9 protein-coding genes and 1 pseudogene are annotated in these 14,172 nt (G+C 61.1%); 2 read left to right on the top strand and 8 right to left on the bottom strand.

Annotation, left to right across the window (positions count from 1 at the left end; genetic code table 11):
* Nucleotides 1-267 precede the first annotated feature (267 nt).
* Nucleotides 268-501, top strand: a complete 234-nt coding sequence (locus tag ACTG1P_RS13065; protein WP_440001444.1) for a hypothetical protein — start codon at nucleotides 268-270, stop codon at nucleotides 499-501.
* Here the strand turns inward: ACTG1P_RS13065 and ACTG1P_RS13060 are convergent.
* Nucleotides 431-1,255, bottom strand: a pseudogene (locus tag ACTG1P_RS13060) (AraC family transcriptional regulator). The gene ACTG1P_RS13065 and the pseudogene ACTG1P_RS13060 sit on opposite strands and share 71 nt — an antisense overlap.
* A gap of 92 nt (nucleotides 1,256-1,347) precedes the next feature.
* Here ACTG1P_RS13060 and ACTG1P_RS13055 point away from each other — a divergent pair.
* Complete coding sequence (locus ACTG1P_RS13055) at nucleotides 1,348-2,475, top strand: multidrug effflux MFS transporter (protein ID WP_440001443.1); 1,128 nt, start codon at nucleotides 1,348-1,350, stop codon at nucleotides 2,473-2,475.
* A 4-nt stretch (nucleotides 2,476-2,479) separates the two neighbouring features.
* Here ACTG1P_RS13055 and ACTG1P_RS13050 read toward each other — a convergent pair whose 3' ends face one another.
* The 7 genes from ACTG1P_RS13050 to ACTG1P_RS13020 form a co-directional block, all read right to left on the bottom strand.
* Nucleotides 2,480-3,163, bottom strand: a complete 684-nt coding sequence (locus tag ACTG1P_RS13050; protein WP_005355774.1) for a response regulator — start codon at nucleotides 3,161-3,163, stop codon at nucleotides 2,480-2,482.
* Between the two features lie 58 nt (nucleotides 3,164-3,221).
* The gene (locus ACTG1P_RS13045; RefSeq protein WP_440001442.1) at nucleotides 3,222-5,810 is read right to left on the bottom strand and encodes an ATP-binding protein; all 2,589 of its coding nucleotides are present in this window, start codon (nucleotides 5,808-5,810) and stop codon (nucleotides 3,222-3,224) included.
* A 126-nt stretch (nucleotides 5,811-5,936) separates the two neighbouring features.
* Entirely contained in the window at nucleotides 5,937-6,464 is a 528-nt protein-coding gene (locus ACTG1P_RS13040; protein ID WP_440001441.1) for a potassium-transporting ATPase subunit C, read from the bottom strand.
* Between the two features lie 61 nt (nucleotides 6,465-6,525).
* Nucleotides 6,526-8,583, bottom strand: a complete 2,058-nt coding sequence (kdpB, locus tag ACTG1P_RS13035; RefSeq protein WP_440001440.1) for a potassium-transporting ATPase subunit KdpB — start codon at nucleotides 8,581-8,583, stop codon at nucleotides 6,526-6,528.
* A 67-nt stretch (nucleotides 8,584-8,650) separates the two neighbouring features.
* Nucleotides 8,651-10,345, bottom strand: coding sequence for a potassium-transporting ATPase subunit KdpA (kdpA, locus tag ACTG1P_RS13030; RefSeq protein WP_440001439.1), 1,695 nt, complete (start codon nucleotides 10,343-10,345; stop codon nucleotides 8,651-8,653).
* 357 nt (nucleotides 10,346-10,702) lie between these two features.
* Nucleotides 10,703-12,052, bottom strand: a complete 1,350-nt coding sequence (gene gorA / locus ACTG1P_RS13025; RefSeq protein WP_440001438.1) for a glutathione-disulfide reductase — start codon at nucleotides 12,050-12,052, stop codon at nucleotides 10,703-10,705.
* Nucleotides 12,053-12,128: 76 nt separating this feature from the next.
* The gene (locus ACTG1P_RS13020) at nucleotides 12,129-14,096 is read right to left on the bottom strand and encodes an ATP-binding protein (RefSeq protein WP_440001437.1); all 1,968 of its coding nucleotides are present in this window, start codon (nucleotides 14,094-14,096) and stop codon (nucleotides 12,129-12,131) included.
* Nucleotides 14,097-14,172 lie beyond the last annotated feature (76 nt).

Here is a 14,172-nt window from a genome sequence, read left to right as displayed (position 1 = left end):
CGAAGATGTAGCACCATAGCTCAGTTTAAAAGCGGGTGTCGATCAAAAAGATGGGACGTTCCACGTGGAACATGGTGCAAAAATCAAGCGTGGTTAAAAGTACCAACTGTTGGTTTAAAAATGACCGAGCAGGATGCATTTTGCGACTCAATTTGGTATCGAAAGATGGTTAATTTAAACAAAATCATCATGTTATGAATTGCTTGAGGATTGGCACAACTATTGGAATAGCTATCTGGTCATCTCAACCATACCGGAGCAAACCAGATGAACAGCCTGATCGCTACCCTGATTGTGAGTGCCCTGAGCCTGAACGTGATGGCCAACGAAAACCCGCGGCCCGAGCTGGAGAGTGCCCAGCTGGAGCAGGATGTGCAGAGCGAGTTGCAACAGGCATCCCACGCCGTGGTGCAGGATGCGCTGCACAATCTCAAGCCGCTGGCGCTGGATACCCTGGTGGTGGAGGCGAGTCAGGCTGTGGCGACTCACCCCGAGAGTTGAGGTAGCGCAGGGGGGTCTGTCCCGTATGTTGTTTGAAGAAGCTGATGAAGGCGCTGTCGCTGGAGAACTCCAGCGCAGCGGCAATCCGGCTGATGGGCTCGCTTTCTGCCAGCAGCTCCATGGCGCGCAACAGCCGCCACTGCTGACGCCACGCCTGATAGCTCATGCCGGTCTCTCGCATGAAGATGCGGCCAATGGTCTTGTCACTGGCACCCACCCGCTCGGCCAGCCGGTTGAGCCGATCGGGCAGGGCATCCCCCTGTTTCAACTGCTGTAGCCAGTCGCCCAGTCTGTGATCGGTCGGCAGCGGCAATTGCTACGACTCCCGCGGCGCCTGCCCCAACTCCTCCATAAACAGTGCCACCGTCCGTTGTTGCTGCTCTTGCGGTTTGTCCCACGGCCAGAGCGCCATCCGCTCGATCAGTTCGTGCAGCAGCGGATTGACCGCCAGCACCTCCACCGTGCCGGACAACTCGGGGTGCGGCTGGAAGTAGAGTGAACGGTAGGCCACCACACCACGCATCAGTACCCGGTGGGCAGTGCCCGCAGGCAGCCAGGCCGCGCGGGTGGGTGGTAGCAGGCAGACCCGACCTTCCAGCTCCATGGTCATGCAACCGGATTGGGCGAACAGCAGCTGATGGCGTTGATGTTGATGCAGGCCCGAGTCGTGCCAACCGAGGGCGGAGGCGATGCCGATCACGCTGCCGGTCAGCTGGTCGGGGTCAAAAGGGTGATCGGGAAGAATAAAGGCCATATGTCCGATTTTTGATGTTTATAGTCCTGATTATTATAATCAGACAATCGGTATCTCTCTAGAATGGCGACCTCTTGTGAAGGAGGTTTGTCATGAACAACAAGTTGCCACCGCTCTGGCTGGTGGTGGGATTGATGATGTTTCCCCAAATTGTGGAGACCATCTACAGCCCGGTCCTGACCCACATTGCTACCCAGTTTCGGGTGAGCGAAGGGCAGGCATCCCAGACCCTGTCGGTCTATTTTCTGGCGTTTGCGGTGGGCGTGGTCTGCTGGGGACGGCTCTGCGATCTGATTGGGCGCCGTCCCGCCATGCTGGCGGGTCTGCTCACCTATGATGTCGGCACCTTGCTGGCGCTGCTGGCCAATCAGTTCGAAACCCTGCTGCTGGCTCGGGTCATCTCGGCCTTTGGCGCCGCCGTGGGATCCGTTGTGACCCAGACCATGCTGCGCGACAGCTATCAGGGCAGCGATCTGGCGCGGGTCTTTTCGGTGATGGGCATTGCGCTCTCACTCAGTCCGGTGCTGGGGTTGCTCAGTGGCGGCCAGCTGGCGAGCGGGTTCGGCTATCTCGGGGTGTTCAGCGGTCTGCTGGTCCTGGCGGTAGGTTTGCTGCTGGTGACCTGCTGGCAGTTGCCGGAAACCCGTCCGGCCACCAGCCAGCGAGTCGCGCTCTGGCCGCTGGCGTGTCGGATGATCAAGGATGGCGGACTCTGGCGCAGTACCATGCTGGTCGCCCTGTTCAACACCATGCTGTTTGGCTACTACAGTCTGGCCCCATTCCTGTTTGCCGGATTGGGATTGAGCACCGGCGAGTTTGGTTACTCGGGGATCTTGCTGGCGCTGGCGACTCTGCTCGGCAGCTTGCTCAACAAGCATCTGCTGGGGAGGGGGTGGCTGCCGTCCTCTCTGGTCAGGTTGGCTTGCGCTCTGGCGCTGGTCGCCGGGCCGCTGGTCTGGGCGAGTCAGTCCAGCCTCTGGTTCCTGTTGCCCATGATGGGTGTGGTGGTGGCCTTCGGGCTGGCTATCCCCAATGTGCTGAGTCAGGCGCTGCTGGCCTATCGCGAGGTAGCGGGCAGCGCTGGCGCCCTGTTCGGGCTTGGCTACTACCTGCTGCTCAGTCTGGGGTTGGTGGTAGCGGCCGGATTGCAGGATCTCGGCCTGTTGCTGAGTGGCTGCGGTCTGCTGGCGCTGATTTGCAGTGGGCGTCGTTCCACGTGAAACGTCAGTTGCCGATAAAGCGGTAGCCGATACCGGATTCGGTCTCGATAAGCGTCGGTTGCTGGGGGTTATCCCCCAGCTTTTTGCGCAGACTGGCGATGACGATGCGCAGGTAGTGGGTGTCCTCCTTGTGGCTCGGTCCCCAGATGTCGTTGAGCAGCTGGGTCTGCATCACCAGCTTGCCGGGGTGGCACACCAGCGCCTGCAGCAGGGCGAACTCCTTGCGGGAGAGGGGAATCTCCTCCTCTTTCATGGTCACCTTGTGGCTGCTGATATCGAGCGTCAGGCCGCATTGGGGGAAGTGGCGCCGTTCGCCACTGCTGACGCCAGCCCGCTGGCGCAGCAGCACGCGAATGCGGGCCATCATCTCGCCGATGCCGAACGGCTTGCTCATGTAGTCGTTGGCGCCGGCATCCAGCAGCCGCACCTTCTCCTGCTCCGAATCACGGGCCGACAACACCAGCACAGGATTGGGGTGGTGTTCGCGAATGGCCTGCAACACCTGAATGCCATCGCCATCCGGCAGACCGAGATCGAGGATCACCAGATCGGGGTTGAGGTGGCGATACTGCTCCAGCCCTTCATTGACCCCCACCGCCTCACTCACCTGATGCCCCTCGGCAATCAGGCTGATCCGCAGAAAGCGACGGATCGCCGCTTCATCATCTATGACCAGAATGTGCGCCATCGAACCTCCAGAGGCGAATGGTGGGAGGGGCTGAGTGACCCGATCTGGTGGTCAACCATCAGACCTCCGGTGAATTGAGGGCAAGCGGCAGGGAGATACGCATGCAGGTGCCGTTGCCATTGGGGCCGGAGAAGGCCCAAATCTTGCCGCCGTGGGCCTCTATCATAGCGCGGGAAATGGCGAGGCCAAGCCCGGTGCCACGGCTGCCGCAATCGCCAACCGGCTGGGTGTAGAAGAGGTTGAAGATCTTCTCCCGATCCGACTCGGCGATACCGACCCCGATATCGATGATGTCGATGATAAGGTCGGGCTCAGCCACCATCACCTTGAACTCGATGGGGGTGCCTGCCGGCGAGTAGCGGGAGGCGTTGTCGAGGATGTTGACCAGCACCTGCTCGATCAGGGCGCCATGGACATAGAGCTGGGGCACATGCTGATCGAAATGGACCAGCAGCTTGTGCTGGCGCCAGGAGGAGTCGAGCCGCTTGCGGGCGCTCTCCACCAGATCCGCCAGATCGACCCAGTCCCGTTTCAGCTGGAAGTCGGGGGAGCCGATGCGGGTCATATCCAGCAGATTCTGCACATAGCTGTGGAGGCGGCGCGCCTCCTCCTGCACCGAGTGGAGCAGTTCGTCACGGTCTTCGGTGGGGATCCGGTCACCATATTCCAGCAGGGTGCTGCCAGCCCCCATGATGGTGGCCAGCGGCGTTTTCAAATCGTGGGAGACCGAGGAGAGCAGGGCTGCGCGCATCCGGTCGGTCTCCGCCTGCAGCTGGCTGTCGGCCAGCCGCTCGTTGAGGTCGATCCGCGCCAGCGCGGCGCGAATGTCGGTGAGCAGCGCCTGCAGCTGATGCTCGGCGGAGGAGGAGAGCGGATTGGCCAGCGTTATGCCGATCACCAGATCGTCGCTGAGGTGGTGATACTGGGCCTCGGCGGCATTGAGGGTCGCAGTGTGGGCCCCGGCGCTCTGCTTCTGGGCCAGACACCAGTCGATGGCCGCCTTGTCGGTCTGGCCGGGCCTGTGCTTCTCGTTGCCGAGCCTGTCGTTGAACTCCTTGTCGATCACCACGGTCGGCTGGCCTAGCGCCAGTGCAATGGCCTGGGCACCTTGTCTGAGCACCTCCTCCGGGCTGCTGGCGGTCGCCAGCCCCTGACTGAGGGAGAGTAATGCATTGCCCAGCTGCTGGGTCTCGCGCAGACCGATCAACTGCTGGCGCTGACGGGAGGCGAGCCGTCCTGCCGTCATGCCGACGATAAGCAGCACAAACAGGGTGAGCAGATCGCTGTGGTTGGCGACGCTCAGGGAGAAGTAGGGGGCGGTGAAGAGCAGATTGTGGGCGATAAAGCCCAGCACCGCCGCCAGCGTGGCGGGCACCAGACTGGTGGTGAGGGCCGTCGCCAGTACCCCCAGCACGAAGATGAGCGGCAACGCTGCTGGCGGCAGCCAGTAGGAGAGCCCCCAGGCGGCGGCCGAGGTGATCCCCATGATGGTCACCGCCAGCAGGCTGTGGTGAATATCCTTCGGGGTCGGGACGCGCATCCCCACTTCGGGCTTTTGCTTCTCGGTATCGACCAGTGTGATTTCGAGCCCCTGCGCCTGCTTGAGCAGGTGTTGCACCAGCGAGCGGCGCCACGGCGCCTTGTGGGGTTTGCCAAGCAGCAGCTGGGAGACCTGTTGCTGTTCGGCGGTCTCCAGCAGGGTGTTGGCGACCGCCGGGCTGGATAGCGTCAGCACCTTGGCGCCGAGGTGGGAGGCGAGCGCCAGCGCCTGCTCCACATCGGCCGAGCGGCGGCCATTGCTGTCGACATGCACCACCAGCCACGGGAGCTGACGGCGCTGGGCAAAGCGGTGGCCGTAGCGCACCAGCGCCGAGCCGTGCAGGTCACCGAGGCAAACCATCAGCTTGCCCCGCAGCGGTAAGGTGCTCTTGCCTGCAGCCTGCCACTGCAGTTGCAGATCGCCCTCCACATGGCTGGCGGCGGTCTGCATCGCCAGCTCCCGCAATGCGGTGAGGTTGTTGAGGGAGAAGAAGGATTGCAGCGCAGCCTTGGCCTGATGGGGCACATAGACCTTACCCTCCTTGAGGCGGCCGAGCAGCTCCTTGGGGGGTAGGTCGATCAGCACCAGACTGTCGGCTTCCAGCAGCACCTGATCGGGCAGGGTCTCTTTCACCCTGACCCCGGTCAGCTGCCACACCAGATCGTTGAGGCTCTCCAGATGCTGCACGTTGAGGGTGGTGTAGACGTCGATCCCGGCGTTGAGCAGCTCCTCCACATCCTGCCAGCGCTTCTCGTGGCGGCTGCCGGGGGCGTTGCTGTGGGCCAGCTCGTCCACCACGGCGATGGCCGGTTTGCGGGCGAGCAGACCGTCGAGATCCATCTCCTCCAGTCGCTGTTGGCGGTGCATGTGGATCTTGCGCGGCATGATGGCGAGCTTGTCGAGCAGAGCCAGCGTCTCCTGCCGGCCGTGGGTCTCCACCACGCCGATCAGGATGTCTACCCCCTCTTTGGCCTGCTCCCGCACCGCCTGCAGCATGGCGTAGGTCTTGCCCACGCCGGGAGCGGCGCCGAGAAACACCTTCAGCTTGCCCTTGTGCTCCTGTTCCAGGCTCGCCAGCAGGGCGTCGGCCCTTACCTCATCACGCATCCCCATGCTCCTGCATCAGACTCGTCAGCAGGGCATCAGCGCTTGCTACATCAGCCATTGTTATCCCTATCGAGCCAACCGCCCGTTTCGAAAATCGAGGTCATCACCAAACCGGAATGGGCGCCATCAGGCGCCCTTTTTATGATCCAGTTGCAGATTCAGCTGGAGAATGTTGACCACCTGCGGGCCAAGGATACCAGCTTGTGTGGCCGACTTGACCTGCTCCGTCAGTTGGGCGGGATCCAGTCCACGTTCTTTGGCGACGCGGTTGACCTGAGCCAGCACCGCATCCAGCGGCAGGTGGGGATCGAGGCCGGAGGCGGAGCGGGTCAGCATGGCGGGGGAGCTGGTTCCCGGCTGTGCTTTGGCTGCCTGTTCGGCAAACTCTGCCCGCAGCGGCGAGCTCATCCCCAGATTGCTGGCGCTGCCGCCTATGGTGTTGAAATCGCTGGCGGAGGGACGGGGATGGAAATAGTCAGCCCGCTCGAATTTCTGCCCCAGCAGGGCGCTACCGATGAGTTGCTGTTTACTGTCGGTCAGCTGGCTGCCGTTGGCCTGCCAGGGGAACAGCAGCTGTGCCAGTCCGGTGACCGCCAGCGGGTAGGCGACCCCCAGCAGCAGGGTCAGGGTCAACAGGGTTCTGATTGCTATCATGATTCGCTTGCTCCAAAGGATGGCTGGGGATGCGGGTCTGACCCGCATCCCGGTTATGTCGTTACACCAGACCCAGGCCGGTAATGACCAGATCGATCAGCTTGATGCCGATAAAAGGCACCAGCAGGCCACCGACACCGTAGATCAGCAGGTTGCGGCGCAGCAGGCTGGCGGCCGATCCTTTCAGGTCGACGCCACGCAGCGCCAGCGGCACCAGCGCCACAATGATCAGGGCGTTGAAGATGATGGCCGACAGGATGGCGCTCTGCGGGCTGCCCAGCTGCATCAGGTTCAGTGCCCCCAGTTGCGGGTAGGCGGCGATGAACAGGGCTGGCAGGATGGCAAAGTACTTGGCCACGTCGTTGGCGATGGAGAAGGTGGTCAGGGCGCCACGGGTCACCAGCAGCTGTTTGCCGACCAGCACCACGTCCAGCAGCTTGGTGGGGTTGGAGTCGAGATCCACCAGGTTGCCCGCCTCCTTGGCGGCCTGGGTACCCTCGTTCATGGCCAGCCCCACGTCAGCCTGCGCCAGCGCGGGCGCATCGTTGGCACCGTCGCCGCACATGGCAACCAGACGACCATCGGCCTGCTCCTGCCGGATATAGGCGAGCTTCTTCTCCGGCGTCGCTTCGGCGATGAAGTCATCCACCCCGGCTTCGGCGGCGATGGCGGCGGCGGTTTTCGGGTTGTCGCCGGTGATCATCACGGTGCGGATCCCCATGTGGCGCAGGATCTGGAAGCGAGCCTTGATACCGGGCTTGATGATGTCCTTGAGGTAGACCACCCCCAGCAGTTTCTCCTGAGTGCAGACCAGCAGTGGAGTCCCACCCTGACGGGCGATGCTGTCGACTGACTTGAGCACCAGCTCCGGCACCGCTTTGCGGTCGAGGCTAAGGTAGTTCAGCACGGCATCCACCGCACCCTTGCGGTATTGATGACCGTTGCGATCCAGGCCGCTCAGCCGGGTCTCGGCGCTGAAGGGGATCACCTTGTCGCTCTCCAGCTGGCTCGGCTTGGCCATGCTCTTGCTGGCCAGAGTCAGGATGGATTTGCCCTCCGGGGTATTGTCACCCAACGAGGCCAGCATGGCGGCTTGTGCCAGCAGGGCAGGGTCGACGCCCGGTGCCGGGATCAACTCGTCAGCCATCCGGTTGCCGAAGGTGATGGTGCCGGTCTTGTCCAGTAGCAGGGTGCGCACGTCACCAGCCGCTTCCACGGCACGGCCAGACTTGGCGATGACGTTCAGCTTCACCAGTCGATCCATACCGGCAATGCCGATAGCGGAGAGCAAGCCGCCAATGGTGGTCGGGATCAGGGTAATGAAGAGAGCGATCAGGTAGAGACGCGGTACCTGAGTGCCGTTGTAGTCGAGGAACCAGGGCAGGGTGGCGACTACCAGCAGGAAGATCAGGGTCAGGCCCACCAGCAGGGCGTCGAGCGCCATCTCGTTGGGGGTCTTCTGGCGCTTGGCCCCTTCCACTAGTGCGATCATCCGATCCAGCGTGCTCTCGCCCGGATTGTTGCTGACGCGCACCCAGATCTCGTCGGAGACGACCGTCGTGTTACCGGTCACGCCGCTGCGATCGGTACCCGACTCGCGAATGACAGGTGCAGATTCGCCGGTGATGGCGGCTTCGTTGACCGAGGCGATACCGGCGATTACTTCACCGTCGGCCGGGATCATCTCGCCGCTGCGTACCAGCACCAGGTCCCCCTTCATCAGGCTGGTGGCTGGTACCCACTCGCCCTGACCATCTTTGGCATTCGCCACCCGACGGGCCTTGAGCTGGCTCATGCCCGCTTTCAGGCTGTCGGCGCGGGCCTTGCCGCGACCCTCGGCCAGGGTTTCCGCGAAGTTGGCAAACCAGAGGGTCAGCCAGAGCCAGGTGGTCAGCTGCCAGGCCAGCGAGGGAGCAACCCCCGAGAGGGGTTGCCCCATCAGGGATTCCACGGTCGCCATCACGGCGGCCAGCCAGAGGGTGAACAGGATTGGGCTGCCAAACAGCGCCTTGGGATTGAAGCGATAGAGGGCCTCAACCATTGCCTGGATGATCTGTGATTTCTGTTTTTTGCCCTTCACCTGAATGGTGTCGGTACTCATTGCAGTGGACTTGCTCATTGGAAAGCTCCCAGCATCAGATAGTTGGCCATTGGCATCCGGATGGTGATCGACAGGGTCAGGTTCATCAGAATGCCCCTCCAATCAGGCTCAGATGTTCGGCTACCGGGCCCAGTGCCAGCACCGGCAGGAAGGAGAGGCCACCTATCAGCAGGACGGTGATGATCAGCAGGGTAACGAACAGCGGGCCGCTGATGGGGAAGTCCCCTTCGCTCGTATCTTGACGGGGCGCGCGGGCCAGCTGACCGGCAATCGCCAGTACCGGAATGATGTAGCCGAAGCGACCGAGCAGCATGGCCAGACCGATGGCGATGCACTGCCAGTTGTCACCGGCGGCAAAACCGGCGAAGGCGGAGCCGTTGTTGCCGGCAGCCGAGGCGTAGGCATAGATGAGGCGTGACAGACCGTGCGGGCCATCATGGCCGATGATGGTGCTGGCATCCGGCATCAGCAGGGTGACACCACCGATCACCAAAACCCCCACCGGCATGACCAGCATGCTGGCGACGACCCACTTCATCTCGGTGATGCCGAGGCGCTTGCCCAGATAGGTCGGGGTGCGCCCCACCATCAGGCCGCAGAGGAACACGGTCAGCAGCACGAACAGCATCATGCCGTAGATACCTGCACCCACACCGCCGAATACCACTTCACCCAGCAGCATGTTGATCATGCCAACCATGCCTGCGAGCGGGGAAAAGCTGTCGTGCATGGCGTTGACCGAGCCGTTGGAAGCAGCGGTGGTCGCCACTTCCCAGATGCTGGAGAGCACCGGGCCGAAGCGGCTCTCCTTGCCTTCCCAGTTGCCAGCCATATTGCTGGCGTCAGTGGTGAGGTGGGCGAGGGCCGGATCCAGTTTCAGCTCCTGAGTGATGGAGACGAAGAGCCCCAGCACCAGCATGAGGGTCATGGCGCCGAGAATGGCGCGGCTGTGGGCCATGTCTTTCACATAGCGGCCCAGAGTAAAGACCATGGCGGCGGCGATGGTGAGCAGGGCGACCATCTCCAGCCAGTTGGAGAGGGCGGTCGGGTTCTCGAACGGATGTGCCGAGTTGATGCCGAAGAAGCCGCCGCCGTTGGAGCCAAGCTGCTTGATGGCGATCTGCGAAGCCGCCGGGCCGAGGGGCAGCAGTTGCTCCTGACCTTCGATACCGTGGAACGGCAGATAGGCGGAGAGGCTTTGCGGCACCCCTTGCCACACCAGCACCAACGCCATGATCAGCGCGATGGGTAGCAGCACGTAGAGGCAGAAACGAACCAGATCCTGCCAGAAGTTGCCAAGGTTGATGGTCTGCTGACGGGCGATACCGCGGAACAGGGCAATGGCGACGGCGGCGCCCGTCCCTGCGGAGACGAAGTTCTGGGTGGTCAGGCCTACCATCTGGCTGAAGTAGGAGAGGCTGGCCTCACCGGAATAGGCTTGCCAGTTGGTGTTGGTCATAAAGCTGACCGCGGTGTTGAAGGCGAGTTGCCAACTCAGACCCGGCAGTTGTTGCGGGTTGAGGGGCAGCAACCCCTGCGCCATCAGGATCAGGAACAGCAGACCGAAACCGGCGCCGTTGAAGGCCAGCAGGCTGAGGGCGTAGGACTTCCAGTCCTGCTCCCGTCCATCGGTGCCACAACAAGCCAGCGTGGCGCGCTCGACCGGTGCCAGCCAGCGGATTTTGCCTTCAAATACCCGGTAGATGTAGTTGCCCAGCAGCGGTGCCGGCAGCAGAACCAGCAGCACGAAGGCCACCGGATAGATTATTTCTTGCCACATGTTCTAGTTCCTCACTCGTGACTGCGCGTGAGTGCGCGCATCAGATAGGCCATCAAGGCGAGGACGAGCAGCAGATATAGCCAATTCATATCGACTCCATTGAGATAATTAGCTGCGAGAGCCGATGTAAAACCATATCGACTCTGTTGGTGTCATTGACGTTGAAAAGGGTATGTAAAACAGGCGTAAAGGCGCCATAAAGCGCCATGTGGCAGGCGTAAAATCGGCGTAAAGAACGACGGATTTGCGAGAGAAATAGCGAGGAGGGAGTAAAAACCCGGCCTTAGCCGGGTTTGGGTGGAGGGATTACATGGTTGTCGAAGCCGGCTGCTCGTGACAGGCCAGCTTCAAACGTGCCTATCGCATTGTCACGAACTCTTCTGCGCTGGTCGGGTGAATGGCAACGCAGTTGTCGAAGTCTGCCTTGGTGGCGCCCATCTTCATGGCGACGCCGAAACCTTGCAGGATCTCGTCCATCGCAAAGCCGATGCCGTGCAGACCGACCACCTTCTCTTCCGGGCCGACACAGACCAGCTTCATCCGGGTGGGCTGGCGATGCTGGGTCAGCGCAGAGTACATGGCGGTGAACTGGCTGCGGTAGACCTTCACCTGATCCTCGCCGTATTCGGCGATGGCTTCCGGTTCGGTCAGGCCGATGGTGCCGATGGGCGGGTGGCTGAACACCACGGTCGGCACCAGATCGTAGTTGAGGTGCTCGTTCGGCTTGTTGTTGAACAGCCGCTCGGAGAGGCGACGGCCCGCAGCGACGGCCACCGGGGTGAGCTGGATGCGACCCGTGTTGTCACCCACCGCATAGATGTTGGCGACGGAAGTGTTCTGGAACTTGTCGGTCGGGATAAAGCCCTTCTCGTCCAGCGCGATGCCTGCGGCGGCAAGATTCAGGTTGTCGGTAGCCGGTACCCGGCCGATGGCCCAGATCAGGCAGTCGACGGTGAGGTGGCGACCATCTTCCAGTTGCAGGGTCAGGCTGTTGTCAGCGTTTTTGAGCACGGCTTTGGGAATGGCGTGGGTGTGCAGCTTGGGCCCTTCCTGCGCCATGATTTCGACCAGTGTCTCGTGGATCATGGGGTCGAAGTTGCGCAGCGGTGCGTGCTTGCGCACCGCCAGATGGGTCTCGGAGCCGAGCGCCTTCATCACCCCGGCGATCTCGACTGCGATGTAGCCAGCACCCACCACGGCAACCCGCTTGGGTTGGCTTTGCAGATCGAAGAAGCCGTCGGAGTCGATACCCAGCTCGGCTCCCGGGATCGCCGGAATTTCCGGGCGGCCACCGGTAGCGATCAGGATGTGATCTGCGGTGTAGTGCTCGCCATTGACCTCGATGGTGTTGCTGCTGACGAAGCGGGCGAAGCCCTTGATGACGGTGATCTGGTTCTTGCCCAGCACGTTCTGATAGGACTGGTGAATGCGGCCGATGTAGGCCTGGCGGGACTCGACCAGCTTGGCCCAGTTGAAGTGGTTGAGGGTGGTGTCAAAGCCGTAGTCGGCACCATATTTCAGGGCATCTGCGATCTGGCCGGCATACCACATGGCCTTCTTCGGTACGCAGCCTACGTTGACGCAGGTTCCACCCAACTCTTTGGCTTCAATCAGGGCAACTTTCTTACCGTACATGGCAGCCCGGTTGGCAGAAGCAATACCGCCGCTGCCGCCGCCGATGGCGATATAGTCAAAATGCTGTGCCATTGCGAGGTTCTCCGCTCATTAAGAATGCAATCACAGCATGATGGGGATAAAGCGGCTGGCTCACAAGAGCCAGCACTCAGTTATGTTGGATCGGCAGGCGAATATGGAACTGGGCGCCCTGGCCCGGTTCGCTGGCACAATTGATACGGCCTTTCAGCAGTTGCACCACCAAGTTGTAGATGATGTGGGTGCCCAGACCGCTGCCGCCCTGACCCCGCTTGGAGGTGACGAAGGGATCGAAGATGCGCGGCAAGATTTCGGGCGGGATGCCGCGGCCGTTGTCCGAATAGTCGATAAACAGCTCCTCTCCCTGCTGTTCCACCTTGATGGTGATCTTCTTCGGTTTGTCCCAGCTGTCGAACCCGTGGTTGATAGAGTTGAGGATCAGGTTCGAGTAGATCTGGGTAAAGCTGCCCGGGAAGGAGAAGATCGACAGCTTGGGATCGCACTGGATATCCACTTCGCACTGGCTCTTCTTCAGTTTGTGGCCAAGCGAGACCACTACCTGATGGAGGTTGTCGGCGAGACTGAAGTTGTAGCGCGCTTCCGATGACTGATCGACCGCTACCTGTTTGAAGCTGGCAATCAGCTCGGAGGCGCGCCGCAGGTTGCTCTGCAGCAGCTGCATCGATTCGTCGAGGTTGACGGTGAACTCGTTGAGATAGGAGCGCGACAGCTGCTTGGAGTCGATATGGGACTTGAAGTCGGCGACCCGCTCCTGCAGGTAGGAGGAGGCGGTCACGCTGATGCCGATTGGAGTGTTGATCTCGTGTGCCACCCCGGCTACCAGCGAGCCGAGGGAGGCCATCTTCTCGGACTCCACCAGGGTTTGCTGGGCCTGCTTCAGGTCGTCGTACGCCTTGCCCAGCTGGTTGTTGGCTTCGCTCAGGCTGCGGGTACGCTCCACCACCTTGCCTTCCAGCTGTTCGTTGAGCTGGATAATCTCCCGCTCGACCTTTTTCAGCTGGGTGATGTCGTAGCCGAAGCCGATCTGGTACTTGAGGTTGGGACCATCGTAGAAGGGTACGAAGGTCCACTGCAGTACCAGCTCATGAGCCTGCTGGTCATGCATGATGACCTCTTTGTCTGACAGTGAACCCTCCGCCGCCAGAATATCGTTCAGCTCTTCCCGTTGCGCCGGGCTGACAAAGAGATCCAGCCAGTTGTGCTGCAACAATTCTTGCTGGTGGTATCCGGTCAGCAGTATGGCTGCCGGGTTGATGCTGGCGATGGTCAAATCTGGCTCCATGCAGCAGATGACCATGTTGGCGGAGTTGATCAGGGTAGCGGAGAAGTCCCGCTCCTTTTGCAGCTGTTCGACCGCCTGATGGCGGGCAACCAGCTCGTCACGCAGTCTGGTGCGCATCTGGTTGAGGGTGGAGACCAGAGTGTCCAGCTCATCGAGTTTCTTGCGCGGCTGCGGGCGACCTTCCAGCTCCAGCTCCATGTCGAGCCGATCGAGGTTGAACTTCTGGGCGTAGTTGGCGATGCGGTTGATGTGCCTGACTACCAGATAGTAAATGATGATCAGGATGCAAAATGAGACCACCAGGGTCTTGATGGTCTGGCTGACCATGATCAGCACCGATTTTTCGATGAGGCGCTGGTAGATCTGCTCGAGAGAGGCGGCAACGAACAGCTTGCCGACGATTTCACCCTGATAGGTGAGGTTGAATTCGCGGGAGATATCATAGCTTTCCCGCTCGACCCCCTGGGTCAGCAGCGGGACTTCGGAGTTGCCGAGCATCTCCTTGACCATCACGAACTGCATGTTGGGCAGGTTCATGATCCCTTCAATTTGCACTTTGACCTGCTCTTCATCCAGGTTCCACAAGCTGGCGGCGATGGGTTGCAGGAACGAGGCCTCGATCTGGCCGATGCTGTCTTCGATAACGGCGACATCCTTGCGGTAATCCCAGGCGAGTTGCAGCGCCGTAATGATCATTGCCAATACGGTACTGCAGACCAGAATGTAGGAGAGCAGGCGATATGAGAGTCCGTTGCGGCCTACGGCCCTGGCGGTCTTGGTGAAGAGTCCTGACATGGCGTCCTTGCGGTCTGGATGTGGTGTTTTTTAGTTTAACTGCTTCATGCACTTATGTCGTCTTTCCTGCGAAGCA

It is taken from the genome of Aeromonas sp. 11P, assembly GCF_051920165.1.
Taxonomy (GTDB): Bacteria; Pseudomonadota; Gammaproteobacteria; order Enterobacterales; family Aeromonadaceae; genus Aeromonas; species Aeromonas veronii.
Note: the sequence above shows the minus strand (reverse complement) of the source record. Positions and strands in the feature narration are given on the sequence as shown.

Coding starts and splice junctions, on each gene's coding strand:
- ACTG1P_RS13050 (WP_005355774.1), bottom strand. CDS start 3,163: ATGGCGCACATTCTGGTCATAGATGATGAAGCGGCGATCCGTCGCTTT.
- kdpA (WP_440001439.1), bottom strand. CDS start 10,345: ATGTGGCAAGAAATAATCTATCCGGTGGCCTTCGTGCTGCTGGTTCTG.
- ACTG1P_RS13065 (WP_440001444.1), top strand. CDS start 268: ATGAACAGCCTGATCGCTACCCTGATTGTGAGTGCCCTGAGCCTGAAC.
- ACTG1P_RS13045 (WP_440001442.1), bottom strand. CDS start 5,810: ATGCGTGATGAGGTAAGGGCCGACGCCCTGCTGGCGAGCCTGGAACAG.
- gorA (WP_440001438.1), bottom strand. CDS start 12,052: ATGGCACAGCATTTTGACTATATCGCCATCGGCGGCGGCAGCGGCGGT.
- ACTG1P_RS13020 (WP_440001437.1), bottom strand. CDS start 14,096: ATGTCAGGACTCTTCACCAAGACCGCCAGGGCCGTAGGCCGCAACGGA.
- ACTG1P_RS13040 (WP_440001441.1), bottom strand. CDS start 6,464: ATGATAGCAATCAGAACCCTGTTGACCCTGACCCTGCTGCTGGGGGTC.
- ACTG1P_RS13055 (WP_440001443.1), top strand. CDS start 1,348: ATGAACAACAAGTTGCCACCGCTCTGGCTGGTGGTGGGATTGATGATG.
- kdpB (WP_440001440.1), bottom strand. CDS start 8,583: ATGAGCAAGTCCACTGCAATGAGTACCGACACCATTCAGGTGAAGGGC.